This window comes from Alphaproteobacteria bacterium (assembly GCA_035625915.1).
Classification (GTDB): Bacteria; Pseudomonadota; Alphaproteobacteria; order JACZXZ01; family JACZXZ01; genus DATDHA01.
Map to the genome: position 1 here is coordinate 1 of DASPOR010000178.1, position 21,955 is coordinate 21,955.

The 21,955-nt window shown below is 60.1% G+C and carries 23 protein-coding genes; 10 read left to right on the forward strand and 13 right to left on the reverse strand.

Annotated elements, in window-relative coordinates; genetic code table 11:
- Positions 1 to 219 (forward strand): SDR family oxidoreductase (locus tag VEJ16_13700; protein HYB10718.1); only part of this gene is annotated, 219 nt, incomplete at its 5' end.
- 18 nt (positions 220 to 237) lie between these two features.
- On the opposite strand, the gene VEJ16_13705 is transcribed toward VEJ16_13700, so the two are convergent.
- The 8 genes from VEJ16_13705 to VEJ16_13740 form a co-directional block, all read right to left on the reverse strand.
- On the reverse strand, positions 238 to 990 hold the full coding sequence (locus VEJ16_13705) for an SDR family NAD(P)-dependent oxidoreductase (protein HYB10719.1): 753 nt from the start codon (positions 988 to 990) through the stop codon (positions 238 to 240).
- Between the two features lie 97 nt (positions 991 to 1,087).
- On the reverse strand, positions 1,088 to 1,744 hold the full coding sequence (locus tag VEJ16_13710; protein HYB10720.1) for a pyridoxamine 5'-phosphate oxidase family protein: 657 nt from the start codon (positions 1,742 to 1,744) through the stop codon (positions 1,088 to 1,090).
- Between the two features lie 145 nt (positions 1,745 to 1,889).
- Positions 1,890 to 3,422: a PLP-dependent aminotransferase family protein gene (locus VEJ16_13715; GenBank protein ID HYB10721.1), complete on the reverse strand. Its 1,533-nt coding sequence runs from the start codon at positions 3,420 to 3,422 to the stop codon at positions 1,890 to 1,892.
- Positions 3,423 to 3,558: 136 nt separating this feature from the next.
- On the reverse strand, positions 3,559 to 4,269 hold the full coding sequence (locus VEJ16_13720) for an ABC transporter ATP-binding protein (protein HYB10722.1): 711 nt from the start codon (positions 4,267 to 4,269) through the stop codon (positions 3,559 to 3,561).
- A complete protein-coding gene (locus tag VEJ16_13725; GenBank protein HYB10723.1) occupies positions 4,256 to 5,029 on the reverse strand; it encodes an ABC transporter ATP-binding protein in 774 nt (257 codons plus the stop codon). The genes VEJ16_13720 and VEJ16_13725 overlap by 14 nt, the downstream gene beginning before the upstream one ends.
- The gene (locus VEJ16_13730; GenBank protein ID HYB10724.1) at positions 5,026 to 5,952 is read right to left on the reverse strand and encodes a branched-chain amino acid ABC transporter permease; all 927 of its coding nucleotides are present in this window, start codon (positions 5,950 to 5,952) and stop codon (positions 5,026 to 5,028) included. The genes VEJ16_13725 and VEJ16_13730 overlap by 4 nt, the downstream gene beginning before the upstream one ends.
- Positions 5,953 to 5,959: 7 nt before the next feature.
- On the reverse strand, positions 5,960 to 6,814 hold the full coding sequence (locus VEJ16_13735) for a branched-chain amino acid ABC transporter permease (protein ID HYB10725.1): 855 nt from the start codon (positions 6,812 to 6,814) through the stop codon (positions 5,960 to 5,962).
- A gap of 14 nt (positions 6,815 to 6,828) precedes the next feature.
- Positions 6,829 to 8,070, reverse strand: a complete 1,242-nt coding sequence (locus tag VEJ16_13740) for an ABC transporter substrate-binding protein (GenBank protein HYB10726.1) — start codon at positions 8,068 to 8,070, stop codon at positions 6,829 to 6,831.
- 327 nt (positions 8,071 to 8,397) lie between these two features.
- Between VEJ16_13740 and VEJ16_13745 the strand changes: the two genes are divergently transcribed.
- The 8 genes from VEJ16_13745 (at position 8,398) to VEJ16_13780 (ending at position 15,025) form a co-directional block, all read left to right on the forward strand.
- Positions 8,398 to 8,850 (forward strand): SUF system Fe-S cluster assembly regulator, encoded by a 453-nt coding sequence (locus VEJ16_13745; GenBank protein ID HYB10727.1) that lies wholly within the window; start codon positions 8,398 to 8,400, stop codon positions 8,848 to 8,850.
- On the forward strand, positions 8,850 to 10,307 hold the full coding sequence (gene sufB / locus VEJ16_13750) for a Fe-S cluster assembly protein SufB (GenBank protein ID HYB10728.1): 1,458 nt from the start codon (positions 8,850 to 8,852) through the stop codon (positions 10,305 to 10,307). The genes VEJ16_13745 and sufB overlap by 1 nt, the downstream gene beginning before the upstream one ends.
- A gap of 35 nt (positions 10,308 to 10,342) precedes the next feature.
- Entirely contained in the window at positions 10,343 to 11,089 is a 747-nt protein-coding gene (gene sufC / locus VEJ16_13755) for a Fe-S cluster assembly ATPase SufC (protein HYB10729.1), read from the forward strand.
- A gap of 15 nt (positions 11,090 to 11,104) precedes the next feature.
- On the forward strand, positions 11,105 to 12,436 hold the full coding sequence (gene sufD, locus VEJ16_13760; GenBank protein ID HYB10730.1) for a Fe-S cluster assembly protein SufD: 1,332 nt from the start codon (positions 11,105 to 11,107) through the stop codon (positions 12,434 to 12,436).
- A gap of 4 nt (positions 12,437 to 12,440) precedes the next feature.
- Positions 12,441 to 13,709 carry a cysteine desulfurase gene (locus VEJ16_13765; protein HYB10731.1) on the forward strand — a complete coding sequence of 423 codons (1,269 nt, stop codon included), beginning with the start codon at positions 12,441 to 12,443 and terminating at the stop codon, positions 13,707 to 13,709.
- Positions 13,710 to 13,711: 2 nt separating this feature from the next.
- On the forward strand, positions 13,712 to 14,176 hold the full coding sequence (locus VEJ16_13770) for an SUF system NifU family Fe-S cluster assembly protein (protein ID HYB10732.1): 465 nt from the start codon (positions 13,712 to 13,714) through the stop codon (positions 14,174 to 14,176).
- Positions 14,177 to 14,269: 93 nt separating this feature from the next.
- Positions 14,270 to 14,611 carry an iron-sulfur cluster assembly protein gene (locus VEJ16_13775; GenBank protein ID HYB10733.1) on the forward strand — a complete coding sequence of 114 codons (342 nt, stop codon included), beginning with the start codon at positions 14,270 to 14,272 and terminating at the stop codon, positions 14,609 to 14,611.
- 51 nt (positions 14,612 to 14,662) lie between these two features.
- A complete protein-coding gene (locus tag VEJ16_13780; GenBank protein HYB10734.1) occupies positions 14,663 to 15,025 on the forward strand; it encodes an iron-sulfur cluster assembly accessory protein in 363 nt (120 codons plus the stop codon).
- A gap of 66 nt (positions 15,026 to 15,091) precedes the next feature.
- Here VEJ16_13780 and VEJ16_13785 read toward each other — a convergent pair whose 3' ends face one another.
- The 3 genes from VEJ16_13785 to VEJ16_13795 form a co-directional block, all read right to left on the reverse strand.
- Complete coding sequence (locus VEJ16_13785) at positions 15,092 to 15,880, reverse strand: methyltransferase domain-containing protein (GenBank protein HYB10735.1); 789 nt, start codon at positions 15,878 to 15,880, stop codon at positions 15,092 to 15,094.
- A gap of 52 nt (positions 15,881 to 15,932) precedes the next feature.
- On the reverse strand, positions 15,933 to 17,375 hold the full coding sequence (locus VEJ16_13790) for a DUF4139 domain-containing protein (GenBank protein ID HYB10736.1): 1,443 nt from the start codon (positions 17,373 to 17,375) through the stop codon (positions 15,933 to 15,935).
- A 74-nt stretch (positions 17,376 to 17,449) separates the two neighbouring features.
- A complete protein-coding gene (locus tag VEJ16_13795) occupies positions 17,450 to 18,712 on the reverse strand; it encodes an FAD-binding oxidoreductase (protein HYB10737.1) in 1,263 nt (420 codons plus the stop codon).
- 98 nt (positions 18,713 to 18,810) lie between these two features.
- Between VEJ16_13795 and VEJ16_13800 the strand changes: the two genes are divergently transcribed.
- Positions 18,811 to 19,812 (forward strand): 4-hydroxyproline epimerase, encoded by a 1,002-nt coding sequence (locus VEJ16_13800; GenBank protein HYB10738.1) that lies wholly within the window; start codon positions 18,811 to 18,813, stop codon positions 19,810 to 19,812.
- 83 nt (positions 19,813 to 19,895) lie between these two features.
- Here the strand turns inward: VEJ16_13800 and VEJ16_13805 are convergent, their stop codons facing one another.
- Both VEJ16_13805 and VEJ16_13810 read right to left on the reverse strand, forming a co-directional pair.
- On the reverse strand, positions 19,896 to 20,801 hold the full coding sequence (locus VEJ16_13805) for a dihydrodipicolinate synthase family protein (protein HYB10739.1): 906 nt from the start codon (positions 20,799 to 20,801) through the stop codon (positions 19,896 to 19,898).
- 106 nt (positions 20,802 to 20,907) lie between these two features.
- The gene (locus tag VEJ16_13810) at positions 20,908 to 21,294 is read right to left on the reverse strand and encodes a hypothetical protein (GenBank protein ID HYB10740.1); all 387 of its coding nucleotides are present in this window, start codon (positions 21,292 to 21,294) and stop codon (positions 20,908 to 20,910) included.
- Positions 21,295 to 21,955 lie beyond the last annotated feature (661 nt).

Sequence of the window (21,955 nt, forward strand, 5' to 3'; positions counted from 1 at the left end):
GCGATCTGCCCCGGCACGATCGAAACGCCGTCGCTGCAAGATCGGATCAATGCCTTCGACGACAAGGTGAAGGCAAGGGCCGAATTCATCGCGCGCCAGCCCATGGGGCGGCTGGGTACCCCCGAAGAAATCGCTTCGCTCGCGGTTTTCCTGGCCTCAGACGAGAGCACCTATATGACGGGCGCCATCGTGATCGTCGATGGCGGGATCACGCTCTGACGCCGTTGCAAACGGCCGTCAGTAAGTCGCTCGTCCGCCGGAAATGTCGAATACGGCGCCCGTGGAGAACGAGCAGTCCTTGGACGCGAGCCAGCTCACCAGCGATGCGATTTCCTCGACCTTGCCGAAGCGTCCCATCGGAATCTTCGATAGCATGTAATCAATGTGTTCCTTCGACATTTGCGCGAAAATATCCGTCTCGACCGCGGCCGGCGTGACACAGTTCACGATGACGCCGTTCCGCGCCACTTCTTTGCCAATCGATTTGGTGAGGCCGATGACGCCAGCCTTGGCAGCACTGTAGGCGGAGGCGTTCGGGTTGCCTTCCTTACCCGCGATCGACGCGATGTTGACAATGCGCCCGTATCCCCTTTCGATCATTCCGGGCAGGACCGCCGCGGAGCAGAGATAAACGCCGATAAGGTCGATTTCGATGATGCGCCGCCATTCTGCACTCGTGTACTCCCAACTCTTGACGTTCGAGCCGGCGATGCCCGCGTTGTTGACGAGAATATCGACCTGCCCCAGGGCTTTCATGGTCGCCTGGAGTGCATTCTTCACGGAAGCCTCGTCGGTCACGTCAACCTTGAAGCCGAGCGCACTATCTTTCCGGGCAAGCCGTTCTGCAGCGTGGCGCACTGCCGGCTCGTCGATGTCCCAGATCGCAACCGCGGCACCCGATGCGACGAAGCGTTCAGCAATGCCGTAGCCGATCCCGCGCGCCGCACCTGTAACGACTGCCCTCTGGCCCTTTAGATCGATTGCGTTCATGGTCACTCCCCGGCGTCACGCCCCTCGATTAGTCTGGGCGGCATGATGCGCGAGAACGCGGGGCCGATCAAACCCTCAGTCTGCACGAACGAGGTTTCTATTGGCCCAGTTTGAACCCGGCGAAATAAGCGGGAAGCGGCGTACCGGAGGGTAGCCGCGGGTCCGGAACAGGAACGCCTGTGGCGATGGAAAGGGGTAATACGCCCGCCCAGCACGGTAGCGCATAGTCCGGCTCGTCATCGACTGGAGGGCCCGTGCGCACTTTCGCGGAAACCTCCTCAAGTTCCATCCACAACACTTTGGTCGCCTTGATCTCCTGTTCGTTGGGTCCTCGGATTTCCTTCCAGCGCCCGGGGAAAAGTCGTTCGGTGAAATGTTCCAGCGCTTCGATCTTCTCCGTTTTGCTCGCGACGAGCTGTGCAATGCCGAAGGCCATGACCGAGCGGTAGTTGATCGAATGATGAAAGCCGGAGCGCGCCATCACGAACCCGTCAAGATGGGTAACGGTCAGGCACACGGGCACACCGCATTCGAGTGTACGCAGCATCCGGCTTGCGGACGAGCCGTGCCAATATACCCGATTGCCATGGCGCCAGTAAGCCGTCGGCGTCACGTAGGGCGATCCGTCGATCACGTAGCCGACATGGCAAATCACCCCTGCGTCCAGGATCGCGTAAACGCCTTCTTTGTCGTAGAGTGCCCGCTTGGGCACACGCTTGAGCTTGGTCCTCTTGGTAGGGCTATAGGCGTCCATTGTGTCGTCCATGTTCCTTGTGACACGGGAGCGCGCTTAACCGGCCGGCATCCATATCGGCAACGTTCGGTTTGTCGCTGAGAAAGTCGTAGTCGAAAAGTGGACCTGCTAAAAGTACCACTTCAAGGTCTTTTACCAGACCACTCTATCGCCGCCGGTCGACCCGCCGGCGGGTTATCTCGATTGCTCTTGCGAGTGCGATGACTCCCTCCCGAAGGGCAGGCTCATCCCAAGCGGCATAGCCGAGGATCAGTCCCGAGGGTGCTGGCTTGGTGCGGTAGTACCTCGACAATACGCCAGGCGAGACGCGATCGTGGGGCAGTGCTGCTGCAACAGACTCGTCGCTGACGCCGTGCTGCAGATGCCCCACAAGATGGAGGCCAGCATTGGAGGGGCGAAGTACCAGAGCGCCTTCGAGATGGCGCTGTGCCAACGCGACGAGCGTGTCTTGACGATCTTTGTATAGTGCGCGCATGCGGCGGATGTGGGCGGCAAATCCACCCGACTCCATGAATTCTGCGAGTGCTGCTTGAGTTATCGCGACCGCATGCCCGTCGATCTGTCGGCGCGCGGCCGCGAACACGTCGACCAAGTGAGCGGGGCATACCATATAGGCGAGACGGAGCGAGCGGAACATCACTTTGCTGAAAGTTCCGACATAGATTACGCGCTCCCCGCCATCGAGGCCATAAAGCGCGGTAAGCGGCTTTCCGCCATAACGGAACTCGCCGTCGTAGTCGTCCTCGATGATCACGGCACCCGCGTGACTAGCCCATTCGAGAAGCTCAAGGCGCCGTGCGAGAGTCATGGTGGCGCCGAGGGGATAGTGGTGAGACGGTGTCACGGAGGCGAGCCGCGCATGGGGTGCGATCGACTGGCCAGCGCGGGTGTCGATTCCCTCGCCATCGACCGGTATCAGGGCGAGTCTTAGGCCCGCCGATAGTAGTGCCGCATCGACCTCGGGATAGCCCGGCTCCTCAACCCAAGCGAAATCCCCATCGTCCGCCAGGAGCCGGGCGGCAAGCTGGCCGGCTTGCCGTGCGCTCGAAAGCACGATGATCTGTGCGGGGTCGCACACCACGCCGCGCGCGGGTCCAAGGTAGCCGGCGATAGCCTGGCGCAGTTGCGGCCAGCCGCGCGGATCGCCAGCGTCGAGCAGGTTGCGCCCCTCGCGCCGGCAGGCCCGCGCCAGCAACCTGCGCCATTCGTCGAAGGGAAACGCGTCGAGAGCGGGAAGGGTTGGGGCGAAGATGTTCGCCTCTGACAGCGCGCTCTCTCGTTCAAATGTGCCGAGGGCTCGTCCGCGCGCCGAGAGCCTCGGTGGTGCGCCGGGTTTGACCACGGCTTTGCCGCGCTGCATCGCTTGTGCTTCGGGCACGAGAGTCTCAGCGACATAGGTGCCGGAGCCAGCTGCACCGTCGATGAAGCCCTCCGCGGCAAGAAGCTCGAACGCCGATATGATCGTCGTGCGCGCGACCTTTAGGTGTCGCGCAAGCGTGCGGGTGGATGGCAGCTTGGCGCCGGATTTCAAGCTGCCGGACAGGATGAGGTCGCGGAGGGCGCGATAAAGCTGGCGCATGAGCGGTTCGGCCGACCCTTCGTCGAGGGCAAGATTGTCGATGAGAGCGGTCGGGTCGCGACGGGTAACGGCGAGGTGGGGTACGGCTCGGTGGGACATGACTCCGCGGGACATGACTGGGCGGGCCTTAAAAATTCGCGCGGCACGATACGGCGAGCGTGGCCGACTTTGCCTTGTCGGTCAAAATGTTTCAGCGGCTGAGAGACCGGGGATGCGTTAGCCAGGGCGCTGCTCGTCATACGCCGAGATAGACGCGCCTGATGTCATCATCCGCCGCAAGAGCCTGTGCGCTGCCTTCGCGCACGAAATGGCCGTGCTCGAGCACGTACACGCGACCGGCGATCGCGACAGTGGAGCGAGCGTCCTGTTCGACCAAAAGGATCGCCGTACCCGCACGTTGGATTTCACGAATTGCATTGAAAATTTCGACCTTGAGGCGGTGTGCGATCCCAACCGACGGTTCGTCGAGCAATAGTAGTCGCGGCCGGCCCATGAGCGCGCGGCCGATCGCAAGCATTTGCTGCTGCCCGCCGGAAAGCGTTCCCGCCTGCTGCCGACTGCGCTCGCCCAGCACCGGAAAAAGCTCGTAGACATGGCCGAGGTCGCGCTGGATGCCGTCCTTGTCGTCGCGCAAATAGGCGCCGAGCATAAGATTCTTGAGTACGGAAAGCTCGGGAAAAAGGCGTCGTCCCTCCGGGCAGTGACAGATACCGCGACCGACCACCTTATGGGCGGGCAATCCGTCGAGGGGGCGGCCGTCGAGCGAGATATGTCCTGTCGTCGGCGGCACGGTGCGCGAGATCGCCTTGAGCAGCGTTGTCTTGCCCGCACCATTCGGACCCAACACCCCGACGAGCTCGCCCGCTCCGACGGTCAGGGAGATACCGTCGAGCGCCAGCGCTTTGCCATAATGAACAACGAGATCGGAGACCTCAAGCAGCGCCAAGGTCGCCTCCTGTCCGGCCAATGTCGGCCATTTCGACGTCGGACTTTCCGATATAGGCCTCGACGACACGCGGGTGCCGCACGATCATTTGCGGCTCCCCGATCGCCACGATTTCGCCGAAGTCCATTGCGATGACCTCTCTCACGAGCTGCATGAACTCCCTAAGCTTGTGCTCGATGATGAGGATCGTGAGACCCTCCGTGCGATGAAGCTCCCGAATCAGGTTGGCGAGAGGCTGGATCTCGCTCGTTCCGAGGCCGGCGAAAGGTTCGTCAAGCAAAAGCAGCTTCGGATTCACCGCAAGCGCCCGCGCGATCTCAAGGCGTCGTAAGTCGCCATAAGGCAGCACGTCGACCGGAATGGCCGATTTGGCGCCAAGTCCGACTTGATCCAGAAAATGCTGTGCACGAACGCGGGCGTGTCCCTCGCGCCGTACTCGCGGCGCGAAGCAGGCGACCTCGACGTTCTCCCGCACCGTCATGCCGATGAAGGGGCGGGTAAGCTGGAAGGTGCGGGCGAGGCCGCGATTGACGATCCTGTGCGGAGCAAGGCCGCCCAGCGCATGCCCGTCGAACTCCACGGTCCCAGTGTCGGGTGGGATAAAGCCCGTCAGCAAGTTGAACAGGGTCGTCTTGCCGGCACCGTTCGGGCCCAGAATGCCGGTGATCGCCCCTGCGGCGAGCGAAAACGAAACATCCTTTACCGCATGAAGGCCGCCGAAGCGCTTGTTGAGCCCTTTGACATCGAGAAGTGCGGTCATGACGCCGCCCCTCGAATACGACGCCAAAGCGGCGCGAAGAGACCCTGCTGAAGAAAGAAAAGGATGAAGATCAGAATGAGCGTGTACACCCAGAGTCGGTATTCGCTGAGGCCGCGCAACCCTTCGGTCAAGAGATTGAGGAACAAAGCGCCGCAAACGGGGCCGTAGATCGAGCCCATCCCTCCGACATAGACCATGACGATGATGTTGATCGAAAGGATGACCGCGAAGAGGTCCGGCCCGACCTGGAGCTGGTAATGCGCATAAAGCGCGCCACCTAGGCCTGCAAATGCGGCACTGATCATGAGGGAGGCGATTTTATAGAAGGTGACGTTGATACCGGCGGCTTGGCAACTGGCTTCGTCGCCTTTGATCGCACGCAAGATGGTGCCCCACGGTGAATTCGCAATGAGCTTCAGGATCACGACCGTAACGACAAGGATGAAGAGCGTGAGGTAGTATTGGGCGAGCTCGGAATCGAAGAGGGGGAAGAGGCCGTTAAGGCCGTCTTGCCCACCGGTCACCTCCGAGAAGATGATGGTAAGGCTCTGCATTACGGCAGCACCCGACAGCATCGCGAGGGCGAAGTAGGGGCCTCGCAGCCGCAAGGTCGGAAAACCGATCACAATGCTGAACGCCACCGCGACGAGGGGTGCCGCAGGCAGGCTCCACCATGGGCTCAAGCCGTAGTTGACGTTGAGGAAGCCGGCGGTGTAGGCGCCGGCACCGATGAAAAGGGAATGGCCGAAATTCTCGCGCCCCGTAAGGCCGGACATGAAATCCCAGCTCGCCGCCCACATTCCGAAGCAAAGTGCCACGGTCAGGATACCTGTTACGTAGTTGCTTCCGAGCAGCCACGGCGCGAGGGCCAAAGCGGCCACCGCGATCAAGGCACCGAGTAGATCGATCTTCTTCGTACCCATGGGACAATCAAAACGCCGCGCGTTTGCCGAAAAAGCCCGCTGGACGCAAGATGAGCGTCAGGAGCACTGCCGCGACCGATACGATCTGGGACCATTCAGTCGAAATCTTGAAGGCGATGATCGTTTCCGTATAGCCGAGGAGGAGTGCGCCCACGATGCTGCCCGGAATCGAGCCGAGGCCGCCCACCACGACAATCGCAAACGCCTTGACGAGAGGAAGGAGCCCCATGCCCGGGATCACCGTCTGGAATGGGGCGACGAGGACTCCGGCAGCGGCTGCGATACCCGCCGAGAGCCCCATCACCAGCGAATAGATGCGGTCCGACGGTATGCCCATGTACTGGGCGGCTTCAGCGTCTTGAGAGATCGCAAGGATTGCCGAACCGAGGCGCGTGTGTTGCATGAAGAACCACAAGCCGGCGAGGATCGCTATTCCGCCGCTGAGAGCGACAATCCGCTGGCCGCTGATGTCGACGTCGCCGAGATGATAGGTCGCCCCGACCATCGAGGGCACGTTGCGCGCTTCGGAACCGAAGATCAGCAGAAGGACCTGCTCGACCATCAGGTTTACGGCAAGCGTAATCATGAGCACGGCGAGAGTCGATCGACGGAGCGGGCGCACCAGCACGCGCTCCATCCCGATTCCGAAGCATGCAACGAGGGCCACCGCAATAATCGCGGCAAGCCAAAGGGGCAAATGTGCATCCGCGGTCAGGGCGTAGACGCTGTAGGCGCCGAGCGCATAGAAGGAGCCATGCGCGAGGTTGAGGATCCGCGCCACGCCGAAGATGAGTGTGAAGCCCACCGCCAGCATGGCGTAGATCGCGCTGATAACTGCCCCGTAGACAAGGATCTGAACCAAGCGGGCTCAGCCCGTCAATTCTGCTGCAGCCAGGGTGGATTGATCATCGCGCCGTTGGCCACTTCCTTGGGCCAGATCACCTTGCGTTCGCCCTTGTCTTGCCATTGCACAAAAAGCTCATTCACGAAGCCCGGACCGTCCTTGACCTCGTGGAGCTCGTCGAATTGGACACGGCCGCGCACGCCGACATAGTCGGTTTTCTCGAGCGCCTTGATGACCTTGTCAGCATCTGTCGTCCCCGCCGCCGCAACGGCGTTTGCGTAGATATACACGGCGTCGTAGGAGCCGCCTGCCGTGTAGACGGGAGAACGGTTATAGGTCTTCACGAATTTATCCCACCACGCGACCGTCTTGTCGGTGAGGGGTGCGCGCAGCACGAAGTTGGTCGAAACCTCGCTTATCGCCTTGCCGCCAACGCGATTGAAGAAGTCGGCATCCTGACCCTTCACGTCGATACCGCCGATCGGCACGGGCACCTTGGCGTCGTACCACTGCTTAACGAACACATCGGAAGCGGCGTGGGACAGGATGATCATGAGATACTGGGAACCGCTGTCCTTCACTTTCGTGAAAATCGGCGAGAAGTCGGCGGTCTGAACGTCGAAGAATTCGGCGATGGGAACCTGGAGGCCCGCGTCCTCTGCCCCTTTCTTGAGGGCGGGAACGATGTCCTGCACCCATTTTGCATTCTCGCCGATGATCGAAATCTTCGTGTAGCCGAGTTCTCCCTTTAGCTTGCCCTTGATGAAGTCTACGAGGCCGTTCGCTTGCTTGGCCGAATTGGTGGGATTCACGCGAAAGATGTATTTATAGTGCTCGTAATCATCCTTGACCTTCTGCTGGATCGCGGGCGAGGCGGAGCCGATTCCGAGGAAGATTGTCTTGGCGCGCGAGATATGCGGCAGCTCTCCGAGAGTGACGCCCGAATCGTACCCACCGATCAGCACGTCGACATGGTCCTCGCCGGTTAGCTTATTCACGGCCGCAATGCCGACCTTGGGTCCTTCGGACGCCGCCTCTCCTTCGTCTGCGACAACCATTTCTAGCTTGCGGCCGAGGACGCCCCCGCCCGTATTGATCTCGTCGATCGCGATTTTCACTGCGTCGATTGCGTCACGGCCGACCTGGAGCTGGATTGCCGTGTTAACGCCGATCTTGATCGGCTGATCTTGCTGTGCTGCCGCCGGCCGGGCCAACCAAGCGCAGCTTAGAACGACGGCTGTCGCGGCCATCGACGAAATTACTCGCAGCCTCATCCTTTCCTCCCTGACTAGAGCCACACGCGCATTGGGAATGGTCTTTATGGATATTCCCCACGGGGTTGTGAAACGGCGCCCCGTGTTGGTATGGTCATCGTTATTGCGTACCAATACCACACGCACCACCGGTTGGGAATTTGCCGTGATTCACGATCAGGTTATTGGCGGCGACTTATGCGCGCTCATGCCCGCTTTCACCAAAATTATGACTTTCGCCCCACCCGCGACACACCGTCGCGCATGTCCTTCGATTTGCTTGTTGATTTCTCCGCGAACTGGGCTATGTAAACAGCACTGATTTAGTCCTGATTTGGGAATGCCGACATGATCCGGCTGAACAGGCTGACCGATTACGCGATCGTGGTCCTCTCGCAATTGAGCAGGGATCGAGCGTCCGTGCGCACAGCGACGCAACTTGCACACGAGACCGGGGTACCGCTCCCAACCGTCGCAAAGATCCTAAAGACACTCGCGACCGAGGGGATCATCTTGTCTCACCGCGGGGCTGCGGGAGGCTACACCCTTAGCCGGTCGCCCGATGCCGTCACCGCCGCCCAAATCATCACGGCGCTGGAAGGTCCGATTGCCCTTACGGCTTGCGTCGAGGGCTCAGGTGGGCATTGCGACGTCGAACAGTTATGTCCGATGCGCGGGCACTGGGAGAAGGTGAACGGCGCTATCAGGCATGCGCTGGAAAAACTGACGCTGGCGGAGCTTGCGGCGCCCTTGCCGTCGTTTTCAGCTCTCGCCGGGCAAGAGTTGGTAGGAGCGAATTGATGTCAAGTGCGGCAGAGACCATCGAACAACTTCGCGCCGTCACGGAGCGCAAATATCAATACGGCTTCGTCACGGATATCGAAGAGGACAGGGCGCCCAAGGGGCTGAGTGAGGAGACCATTCGATTCATCTCGGCCAAGAAGGAAGAACCGGCATGGCTGCTCGATTGGCGCCTCAAGGCCTATCGCCATTGGCTTACGATGAAAGAGCCGACCTGGGCGCTCGTGAAGTACCCGGCAATCGACTATCAGGACGCATATTATTACTCGGCACCCAAGGCCAGGACCGACGCGCCGAAAAGCTTGAGTGAGGTCGACCCCGCCCTTTTGAAAACTTACGAAAAGCTCGGCATTCCGCTTCGAGAGCAGGAAATGCTTGCCGGCGTCGCGGTCGACGCGGTGTTCGACAGCGTCTCCGTCGCGACGACGTTCAAGGGAAAGCTCGAAGAGCAGGGGATCATCTTCTGCTCGATTTCCGAGGCGGTACGCCAGCACCCTGATCTCGTGCGCGAGTATCTCGGCTCTGTCGTGCCTTATTCGGACAATTTTTTCGCGACCCTCAATTCTGCGGTCTTCACCGACGGCTCGTTTGTCTATGTGCCGAAGGGCGTTCGCTGCCCTATGGAGCTTTCGACTTACTTCCGTATCAACGCGGCGAAGACTGGGCAGTTCGAGCGTACATTGATCGTCGCGGATGCCGGTTCCTATGTGAGCTATCTCGAAGGGTGCACGGCCCCGATGCGCGACGAGAATCAGCTCCATGCGGCGGTCGTCGAACTTGTCGCTTTGGACGACGCCGCGATCAAGTATTCGACCGTGCAGAACTGGTATCCGGGCGATGAAAACGGCAAAGGTGGCATCTACAATTTTGTGACCAAGCGAGGCGCTTGCCGTGGGCGCAATGCCAAGATCTCGTGGACGCAAGTGGAAACTGGCTCGGCGATTACTTGGAAATATCCAAGCTGCATTCTGCAGGGCGACAACTCGCAAGGCGAATTCTATTCGGTGGCCATCACAAACAACTTTCAGCAGGCCGACACGGGCACCAAGATGCTCCACCTTGGCAGGAATACGCGCTCGCGCATCGTCTCGAAAGGCATTTCCTGCGGTCGCGGTCAGCAGACCTATCGCGGCCTCGTGCGCATCGGCACCGGTGCCCAGGGTGCGCGCAACCATACTCAATGCGACTCGCTCCTGATTGGCGACAAGTGTGGCGCGCACACCGTGCCCTACATCGAGAGCCGGAATCGTTCGGCCCAGGTCGAGCACGAGGCGACCACATCGAAAATCGGCGACGATCAACTTTTTTATTGCCGCCAGCGTGGGATATCCCAAGAAGATGCTGTCGCCTTGATCGTCAACGGGTTCTGCCGCGAGGTGCTGCAGGAGTTGCCAATGGAATTCGCCGTCGAGGCGCAAAAACTGGTTGGCATCAGCCTTGAAGGCAGCGTCGGCTGAGGTAGGAGTTAAGATAAGAGATGAAAGCTGACACCATGCTGGAAATCAAAAACCTTCATGCCTCGGTCGATGGCAAGCACATCCTAAAAGGCATCGATCTCACGGTGGCTTCGGGCGAGATTCACGCCGTCATGGGCCCGAACGGCTCCGGAAAAAGCACGCTTTCCTATGTCCTCTCCGGTCGCGAGGGCTATGAGGTGACCGCGGGAACGGTCACCTTCAAGGGCCGTGACTTGCTCACGATGACGCCGGAGGAGCGGGCGGGAGAAGGTGTTTTCCTCGCCTTTCAATATCCGGTTGAAATTCCCGGTGTTTCCGGAACGAACTTCCTCAAGACCGCACTCAACGCCATCCGGGATTATCGTGGCCTGCCAGAACTCGATGCAATGCAGTTCGTCAAGTTCGTGCGTCAGAAGACGAAGGCGCTCAACATCACCGACGAGATGCTCAAGCGTGCGGTCAATGTCGGGTTCTCGGGTGGCGAAAAGAAACGCAATGAAATCCTGCAAATGGCGGTGCTGGAGCCAGCCCTCGCGATCCTGGACGAGACAGATAGCGGCCTCGACATTGATGCACTCCGAATCGTGGCCGATGGCGTCAATGCTCTTCGCGCGTCCGAGCGGAGCATGCTCGTGATTACGCATTACCAGCGTCTGTTGTCCTACATCGTGCCGGATCAGGTGCACGTTCTCGCGCAGGGTCGAATCGTGCGTTCGGGCGGCAAGGAGTTGGCGCTCGAACTCGAGGCCAAAGGCTATGCCGAATTCGTGGCGGCCGCATAAGGCAATGCAGCAGCAATGAGCGCCTCTTCTCCCATCGTCGAAAGCTTCGCCAGACAATATGATGCCGTCAAGGCGAGCTTGCCAGGCGGCGAGCTTGCCTGGCTCGCCAATCTGCGCGCGCAGGCATTTGCCAGTTTTGCAGCCAAGGGACTGCCCACGCTGAAGACGGAGGCGTGGAAGTATACGAACCTCAATCCACTTGCGCGTTTTTCATTCGTCGCGGCCGCGCCCGACGGGAATGGCATCGCCGCCGCGAAACTGCCGCGGCTTCTATCCGCCAAGGCCGAAAGCCTGCGCCTCGTGATCGCCAACGGTCGCCCGCGACCGGATCTTTCACAGCTCGACAAGCTTCCTTCGGGCGTTACGATCACGAGCCTTGCTATGGTATTCGAGAGAGAGCCCGCCTTACTCAAGGACAGGCTAGCTAGCTTCGGTGTTACGCAGGACAAGCCGCTTGCAGCGCTCAACACCGCATTCATCGCCGACGGTGTGGTTCTGCGGATCGGGGCTAACGTTTCGATCGACCGGCCGATCGAGCTCCTCTACGTGGCGTCGGTCGATAGAGAGCCGGTGAGCTATCATCCGCGAAGTTTGATCGTTGCCGAGGCAGGGAGCCGGGCAACAGTCGTCGAGCATCACGTCGCCGTTGGCGATCGCGTCTATCTCGCGAACGGGGTCGCGCAGATCGTACTCGAAGCGGGTGCCACGCTACGGCATTACAAGCTCGAAAACGAAAGTGCTCACGCATTCCACATCGCCAACCGCCAGGTTCAGGTCGCGGGCGGAGCGACTTACGAGAGTTTTGTTCTTTCAAATGGCGGCCGGTTGGCACGGGACGAAATTGTCGTCACGCTGGACGGTCCCGGTGCAACATGCCAGCTCAACGGCGCGTTCATGGCGCGCGGCCGACAGTTGATCGACAACACGACAGTGATCGATCACGCAAAACCGAACACGACGAGTCGCGAAATCTACAAAGGTGTGCTCGACGACCAGGCACGTGGCGTGTTCCAAGGCCGGATTCTCGTGCGCCCGGATGCACAGAAGACCGATGGCCAGCAGACAAGCCGCACACTGCTTCTTTCACCGGCTGCCGAGATCGACACGAAGCCGCAGCTCGAAATTTATGCGGACGATGTAAAGTGCGGCCATGGCGCTGCGGTCGGAGAGATCGAGGAAGAGGCACTCTTTTATCTTCGGAGCCGCGGAATCCCCGAGCTCGATGCGCGGCAAATGCTGGTCGAGGCGTTCCTCGACGACGTGGTCGATAAGGTCGGGTGCGAGCCGGTGCGCGAAGCCTTCCGCGACGTCGTCGCCGGCTGGATCGGCTCGAAGGGCGGAGCATGAGGTCATGACCAGTACAATTTCCGCAGCCGTGAAGTCGAGCCGGATGACTAACGCACCGCCCTATGATCTGGCGCGCGTGCGGCAGGATTTTCCGATCCTCACCCGGCAGGTTTTCGGCAAGCCGCTCGTCTATCTCGACAATGGCGCTTCTGCGCAAAAGCCGCGCCAAGTGATCGACACGATGCGGGATGTGATGGAGAACGATTACGCGAACATTCACCGCGGCGTTCATTTTCTCTCCCAACGTGCGACCGACCGTTACGAGGCCGCGCGCGACAAAGTGGCCCGCTTCATCGGCGCCGAAACACGGGAGATTGTCTTTACCCGAAACGCGACCGAGGCGATCAATCTCGTAGCCTCGAGCTATGGGCGAACCTTCCTCGAGCGCGGCGACGAGATCGTCGTCTCCGAAATGGAGCATCACGCCAACATCGTGCCGTGGCAGCTCCTCGAGACCGAGCGCGGCATTCGCATTCGCGTCGTGCCGGTCGACGATGTGGGCAACCTGCGTATGGATGTCTACGCGTCACTCCTGGGCCCAAAAACCCGGCTCGTGGCCTTGACCCATTGCTCGAACGTGCTCGGAACAGTGACGCCGGCCGAGGAAATCGTGCGTCTTGCGCACGCGAGCGGCGTGCCCGTTTTGCTCGACGGCTCTCAGGCCGTTGTGCATCGCAAAGTCGACGTCAAGGCGCTCGACGTCGATTTCTATGCTTTTACTGGCCACAAACTCTACGGGCCGAGCGGCATCGGTGTCCTCTACGGTAAGTACGAGATGCTCGCGAAGATGCCACCCTACCAGGGTGGTGGAGACATGATCCGCTCGGTAAGCTTTGCAGGCACCACTTTCAAGGATCCGCCCGAGCGCTTTGAAGCCGGAACACCTGCCATTGTCGAGGCGATCGGTCTTGGGGCTGCGATCGATTATGTAGCCGCACTCGGCCACGATGCAATTGCTGGGCATGAGGCGATGCTGCTCGATTACGCGACGCGCCGTCTATCAGCGATCCCCGGCCTCAAGATTTATGGCCATGCCCCGGAAAAGGCGGCCATCATTGCCTTCACACTCGAAGCCGCCCACGCGCACGATATCGGCACGATCGTTGACCGGGCCGGCGTGGCGGTTCGAACGGGACATCACTGCGCCCAGCCGCTTATGGAGCGTTTTGGCGTCTCCGCGACTGCGCGGGTGTCGTTCGGGCTTTACAACACGACGGGCGAGGCCGATGTGCTGGTCGACGCGGTCAAGTCGGTGCGGGAGATTTTCGGATGAGCATGGCAGACGACCTGCGAGATCTCTATCAAGAGGTCATCTTGGACCATGGCAAGCATCCGCGGAATTTCCGTCACCCGGCCGATTCGAATTGTCAAGCACACGGGCACAATCCCCTTTGTGGCGACACGCTCACGGTTTATCTCAAGCTCGATGACGGGCACGTCATCCGCGACGTTGCGTTCGAAGGTAGGGGGTGCGCCATTTCGACGGCCTCTGCTTCCATGATGACCGAGATATTGAAGGGAAAGACGGAGGCGCAAGCAAAGGCGATATTCGACGCATTCCATCATCTCTGCACCGAGGGCGACGATGTATCCATTCCACCCGAACTCGAAGAAGAAGCGGATAGGCTGCGCGTCCTTTCGGGGGTTCGCCAGTTTCCAATGCGCGTCAAGTGCGCGACCCTTGCCTGGCATACGCTGAACGCCGCGATCGCTGGAAAGCCCGAAGTTTCGACCGAGTGATGCGAGGTAATGGTGACGGCTGATCGACATAAGTTCGACGACGGCTTGAATTTTCGGGATTTCATGCCAGGCCCTAAGTCGCGCGACGGCGCTATGTTTCGTGCTGGTAAGCCACTCGGTCCAGGCGTACGGGCGGCTTCCTGGGATGCGGTGGTCGATGCATTGCGCACCGTCCACGACCCCGAAATTCCGGTTAACATCTATGATCTAGGCTTGGTCTATCGCCTTGATATCGCAGCGAATGGGAATGTCGCTGTCGATATGACCCTGACCGCACCCGCCTGCCCGGTTGCTGGGACGATGCCGGCGCTCGTGGCCGAGGCGGTCGCGGCGGCGCCAGGCGTGGGCGAGGTGGTGGTTACGCTGGTCTGGGATCCGCCTTGGACCCCGGACCGCATGTCGGATGATGCTCGCATGGTCTTGGACATTCCGTAGGGAAGTCTTATATCTTTCGGCGCTAGTTATATTTGGGGTTCGAGGAACATTATGACGGCACCCTTGATTACGTTGACCGAAGCGGCCGCGGAGCGTGCGAAGGCACTAATGGCCAAGGCCGGTCAACCGGCAAAGGGCCTACGGATCGGCGTACGGACCCGTGGTTGCTCGGGCCTTAGTTATTTCATGGAATATGCCGACGCACCCAAGCGTTTCGAAGATGTAATTGAGTCGCGCGGCGTGAAAATCTTTATCGATCCGAGCTCGGTCATGTTTCTGCTGGGCACGCAGATGGACTATGTGGAGGACAAGTTGCAGTCGGGTTTTGTCTTCAAGAACCCGAATGAGACGAGCCGGTGCGGGTGCGGTGAGAGCTTCAGCGTCGCAGCACCAGCAACGGATGCTGCTTCTTGACCTTCACCCGATCAGCGGACAAGTGCGATATGGCCCGGCTCGGGCCTTTTATTTTTCATTCGGGCATTATCTCGGCTTCGCCGCCAGGAAAAGATAGCGATTGAGGCTGAAGAAGTAGGTGCCATCTGCGCCGCGCTCACGAAGTTCGTCCGCCCAGGCACCGGCTTCCTCTCGCGAAATGCCGTGGCGACCTTCCACGAAGGACCGGATCACGGGAATCATGCCGGCACTGTAGGTCTCGCGCTCGTATGCCGGGTTGAAAAGCGCAAGGACGCTCTGGCGCATCAGTGCAAAACCCGTATGCCGAAGGGCTGCCGCCAGACGGCTCGCTAGATGAGCATCGGCAAAATGGTCCTCCCATGCGGTGAGGATGCGATGCATCCGTGGTCGATCGGTTGAGTGCCACACCACACTCGCCCAATCCGTATCGAGCACGAGGGCGCGCCCGCCAGGCTTGAGCACCCGGCGCAGTCCCGTGAGCGCGTGCGGAAGGCCTCGCACATAGAGATAAACCTGTACGGCCGCTGCCGCATCGAAGCTTTCATCCGGATAGGGCAATGCCCTCGCATCGGCTTCGTCGACTCGCACCCAAGGCATTGCGGAGCAGCGCTTGCGAGTCATGGCGACCATATCAGCGCTACTATCAACGGCTGCGACGTGGCCCGTCGGGCCGACGATGCGCGCCATGTCTGCCGCAAGGAATCCCGGCCCGCAGCCTATGTCGAGAGCACGCTCGCCCGGCTTGAGATTGAGCGCTTCGAGTATCGCCGCGCGCTGCTCCACGACGTCGGGGGTTCGATAGACGGCCTCGAGTTTCCGAGCGGCCTTGTCGTCGAATACCGTACCCGCACTCATCCGGTCTCCCGCTTAACCGTATGCGAGACACCATAGCAGGCCGATTTTAGAGTCAAAAGCGGCTCTCCACGTGAAATGTCAATTTGTGCTCCCCGTTGGCCGGCACATCGACACGCCAAAGTGCTACGGAAGAGTTGACTTTCTCGTGGCTCTCGCTCTCGTCGAGAATACGCCAATCGCCGGGCAGATTCTCGACGACAGCGACGGTGACCGACTTGTTTTTGGCGTTGTGCAATGTGATTTCCTCGTTCGCCTCATAGCTTCTGTCTGTCGGCCGCTCGACGTTGGTTTGGCGCCGCTCTGCGGTCACGTCAAAGGCCTGTCCCAAAGTCAGTTTAACCGGCTTGTCCACGGGCGTTTCCGCGATCCGATCTTCGCCAAGAAGCACGGGGGACCCATCGGGACTACGCTCATAGGCGCGCACGATTCCGCCGGGAAGCGGCGTCCCCAGTCCGCCGGATTTTTTATTGTCGAAATTGAGCTTGCTGATGACCGGCACCGGCGTCGGATCGCTTCCGACCGGGGAGGTGACGGGTGCCGAGTCATTCATGAAATATTCCTTCTTGACGGGCACCGCGGCGGCGTCAAACAGTGCCAACTGGACGGTCTCGCGCTCGCCGATGCTTGTTTGCCGGTCGACGGCATACCTATAAAACTCCGAGACGGCTTCGGGACCCGGTGAGGTGGACGGTGATGGTACCTTCGCTGCTAGTGCAACCGTTGCATCGGCTGCGCGAAGCGTATTGAGGGGCCTTGCTTCGGCGATTCGGCTTGGATTGCCGGCGACGAGCGTGAGGCGCGCGTTGCGATACGCGGCACCGCTTTCGTTCGTGATACTTGCCCGGGCACTCAACGAAAGATTCGTCTCGGAGGCGTCGAGCTCGGCCACATAATTGGCGGACCATGCGAGCCCGCCTGTGAGATAACCGAGAGCCAAGCTGGCAGTGCTGCCCCTTGCGCTCTTCAGTGCAAAAACGAGTGTCGGCTTCTCGCGCAAATTTGCCGGTATGGAATCGTAGATCAACCGCCCCGGCGGTTGGGTTTCGATACGATCTCCCATCTTCAGGACCACGCCACCCGTCGCGGAAAGCACTGTCGCCGGCTCAATCTTTTCCTCGCCCGTCTTCGGATTGACGATCGCGACGCGGACCTGTTGACCAACCGAGGCCTGCAGAAGTTCCTCGGGCGAGATGACGTTCGCAAGATAGCGCTGCTCGATTAACTCGACGGGTCCGCTCGTTTCGCCCTCCAACACGATCGTTTCGGGTTGTAGCTCGGCCGAAACGCCTTCAAACGCGATGTGGTTAATCCCTTCGTCGAGACTTACGGTGCGCTGATCCTGAACGAGCGCGAGGTTTAATTGGTAAATCGTTAGTGCCAGGCCGGTCTGACGATCAAGGCCGACGTTCTGCTCGGTTTCGGCAGCTCGCGGACTGCTACCCACGAATGGTGCAAAGATCAATGTTATGGCAAGCAATCCAATTGCGGGGCGCATCGCGAACTCCTGATTGAGTCAGAACCTGCCTTGGCATCGGACGCTAGCGGCAAGTTGTGGCGAATTTGCGGCGTTCAGAATCGGTCGACGCGGAAGGGTGTCAGATCGATTCCCGGAGAGCGGCCCGCCGCTAGTGCTGCGACGATGCGCCCCGTTGTCGCACCCTCGGTCAGGCCAAGGTGACCGTGGCCAAAGGCATAGAAGACGTTAGCGAAACGGGGCGAGCGATCGATGACCGGAAGCGAGTCCGGCAGCGACGGGCGAAACCCCATCCACTCCGTCCCTCCGTCGGCATTGAGTTTCGGCAGAAATTGCCGTGCGCGCTTGACGAGGACCTTGGCGCGATCGAAATTGGGCGGCGCTTCCAGGCCGCCAAGTTCGACCGTGCCGGCGAGCCGCAATCCCATCGACATTGGGGTTAATACGAACCCTCCCTCGGCCGAATGCAGCATGCGGCGTACCTCTACACCAGGATTCGGCAGGGTCGTGTGATATCCCCGTTCGGTCTCGAGCGGCACCTTGCTACCGAGCTGACGCGTCAGGCGGTGCGACCACGCCCCAGCGGCGATGACAACTTGATCGAAGGCAATTCGCTCACCCGAGACGGTGACAACCGAGTTAGGTCCATCGGCGCCGATCTCGAACGAAACAACCCTGCCTTCTCTGATGATGCCGCCGCTGCGTACAAACGCCTCGGAAATGCCTGTGACGATGCGGTAGGGATCGGCGACGTGTCCCCAATCCGGCATGAACATGCCGGCATGGAAGACGTGCGCGAGATCGGGCTCCATCTGGCGTATCTCGTCGGGACCGAGACGCTCGACGCGAATCCCGCGCTCGTGCTTGATCTTCCATTCGAGTGAGTCGTGCGCGAGTGCGGCCTCGCTGCGGTAGAGCGAGATACACCCATGACGGTGGAGGATGTCCCGGATTCCGGCGTCGAGCAGCAGAGGTTCGTAGTCGTCATATACGCAGGCAAGAAGGCTTGCGAGCGCTTGCGATGCCGCCTCGACCTGCTTGTGCGTCCCGGCGCGCCAAAAACGCCAAAGCCAAGGGGATAGTTTCGGCAGATATGACCAGCGTATCGTTAACGGCCCGAGGGGGTCGATGAGCCATTTCGGCACGCGCGTGAGGGTACCCGGCACAGAGACCGGAACCACCTCTGTGACGGCGATTCCCCCGGCGTTGCCAAATGAGGCACCCTTGCCAGGCGGGAGCGGATCGATGACCGTGACATGCGCGCCGTCGCGTTGAAGATAGCGCGCGGTACTTATCCCAACGATTCCAGCGCCGACGACGACGACGCGACGAATTGCTCGGCCGGCGTTTCTATTCATTGCAAATGTGCCATCCGTTGGGCGGTAAGATTGTTACTGAAGATATGTTCGTTCCCGGTAGTGTTGCGGATATGGCCGCGCTGTCGTAAATAGCTGCCATGGCGACCCATACTTTCTTCTGCGTCGATGCCCATACCTGCGGCAATCCCGTTCGGGTCGTGGCAGGCGGTGGACCGCAGCTAAAAGGCGAGTCCATGAGCGAGCGGCGACAACATTTCCTCAAGGAATATGATTGGATTCGTACCGGCCTGATGTTTGAGCCGCGCGGCCACGACATGATGTCGGGGAGCATCCTCTATCCGCCGACGCGAGACGATTGCGACATCGGCATCCTCTTTATCGAGACGAGCGGATGCCTGCCCATGTGCGGCCATGGCACGATCGGGACGGTCACGGTGGCGCTCGAGCGCGGACTTGTCACGCCAAAGACGCCGGGCGAACTCAGGCTCGATACGCCGGCCGGCTTGGTCGTCGCGAATTACACACAAAGTGGTCCCTACGTCGAATCTGTGCGCCTCACCAATATCCCGTCCTTCCTGCATTCGACCGACCTCGAGGTTGAATGTGACGGGCTCGGGTCGCTCAAGGTGGACGTCGCCTATGGCGGCAATTTTTACGCCATCGTCGAGCCGCAAAAAGGCTATCGCGACGTGGCGGACCTGACGCCGGGTGAAATCCTTCGGCGGTCTCCGTTGCTTCGCAAGTCGATCAATGCCAGATACGAATTTGTCCACCCCGAGAATTCGACGATCCGTGGCTGCTCCCACGTGCTGTGGACAGGAGCTCCGAAGAATCCAGACGCAAATGCGCGCAACGCGGTCTTCTATGGCGACAAGGCAATCGACCGATCGCCTTGCGGCACCGGCACGTCCGCGCGCATGGCTCAGATGGCGGCGCGAGGGATGCTCCGAATTGGCGATGAATTCGTGCATGAGAGCATCATAGGAAGTCTCTTCCGGGGACGCGTCGAGGCGTTGACGAAGGTCGGAAATTATCAGGCTATCGTCCCTTCGATTGAGGGGTGGGCGCGTGTTATCGGATATAACACGATTTTCATCGACGACCGCGACCCCTACAAGCATGGGTTTCAGCTCGTGTGATTTGCGACGGAAAGGGCGTGCTGGAAAGGTGAGGCGGAGGTAAGACGCCTCCGCCCTTCTCGCATTCAAACTCCTCGCGGTACTCACTCGGCCGCGAGTTTCGGACGGCTCTCGAGTGCAGCGCGAATTATCGCGCCGATGCGAGCGCGTTCCTCGCCCTCGAGCTTCAAGCGAGGCGCTCGTACCGTCTCCGAACCAAGGCCGGCCAAGGCCTGTGCGAACTTGATGTATTGCACGAGCTTGGTATGGCAGTCGAGGTGGAGAATCGGCATGAACCAACGATAGAGTGGCAGCGCCTCTTTGTAGCGGCCGGCGGCCGCGAGTTCGAAAAGCCGAACCGATTCGTCGGGAAAAGCGTTGACGAGACCGGCAACCCACCCCACGACCCCGAGCATCATGCTCTCAACGATGAGATCATCGACACCACAGAAAAGGATGTAACGATCGCCGCAGGCGTTCACGATGTCGCTGACGCGGCGGACATTGTCGGACGACTCCTTGAGCGCAACGATCGTCTTCTCGCTCGCAAGCTCGGCAAACATCTCCGGCGTCACATCGACGCCGTAGGAGATCGGGTTGTTGTAGATCATGATGGGCAGCCTGCTGGCGCGGGCCACCGTGCGGAAATGCGCGAGCGTTTCGCGCGAGTCCGACTTATAGACCATGGCCGGCAGCACCATGAGGCCGTCGACGCCGAGTTTCTCCATGTCGGATGCGTAGCGACAGGCAAGGGCGGTCGAACATTCGGCGACCCCCGAGAATACTGGGACTCGGCCCTTGACGGCCTCGATCGCGCGCTTGACGACTGCACGTTTCTCATCGGCCTCAAGCGCCGTGTTTTCGCCGACCGTTCCCAGCATGATGATGCCGTGAACCCCAGCCTTGATGAGCCGCTCGATATGACGTGCAGTCGCATCGAGGTCGATTGACAGATCGTCGTGGAATTGGGTTGTGACCGCCGGAAAAACGCCACGCCAATTGTATTTCATCTATCGCTCTCCTTGCCCGATATGGATTTGCCCTCGCTGGACGGCCTGCATTTTAAGAGGCGGCGCAATGCGGCCGCCAGCCCCTAGAAAAAAGCGGTAATACCGGTCACAATGCTGCGATCCGCCAGAGTCGGCACTTCACGCAGCCGTTTCTCAACCTTAAGTTTCGATGGGGAGGAACTGCTCTGGGCATAAGGATGGTGGCATGTTGATGAATCGGCTTCTGTTTTATCTTGGCGCCTCTTTCACTTTCGGTGCTCTTGCCGCGTGCCAAGGTTCGCCTGCCAGTGCACCCTGGTTTCCGCCTGCTGGCCAAAGCCAGGCATTCAACGATGGCTATGTCCAAGGATGCCTGAGTGGCTACCGGGATGCCGGTCGCGACGGCACGATAATCGAACAACGAAATGATGAACAAAGATATGCGGCCGACGCCGAATATCGTGCCGGTTTCGACCGAGCTCACGCCGCTTGCTATGAGGATGAGAAGCTGCATCCTCGCGTCCTTGGTGGCGGAAACGGCAATCAGGGTTGAACCGGCTTCATCTTAATGGCGTCCGCCGGGACTTGCGGCAACGCACTCATCACTCCGCGCGTGCGGTCGGCGGGAATCGATTCCGTCTCCAAGGACAGCCTTGTCGTCGGTAACCGAGCGGCATTTCTCCATCACCGACGGAAGCGGTGATGAACTCAATCGTCCGCGCTGAGTTCAAGGCATGTAGCCCAAGCAGAACGATCTGTCGTTCCCCGTGGCGACGACTCATCGGATGCGCCATCGCACCTCTGTCGGAAAATTGGTCTGGACAAGCGGCGGGTGGGTCCTTATATACGGCGCCAACGACGATCCGAACGACATCCTGGCGATGGCGGGCGGTTGTTGTGTCCCAAGGTCGATCTCGCTATAGTTAGCGGTCGTGTCGCCGGCGGACGGTCCGTAGAAATACGGGTTGCCCGAAGCGGCAGATTTTCCATGAGATTGGGCTTCTTGCCCTTTTGTGGGGAATGGGACGTTTCGTCGTCGAGGTCGGCTGATTGACATTGTTGAGAGAGGAAGGGATGCGCAGGCGGCGGCGGATGCGGGAGCGTTTGGCTGTTTTGCCTGCGTGTCTTGAGGCGCGGGGCCTGATTTTTGGATTGGGTTTCGCGTGAAGAGATAC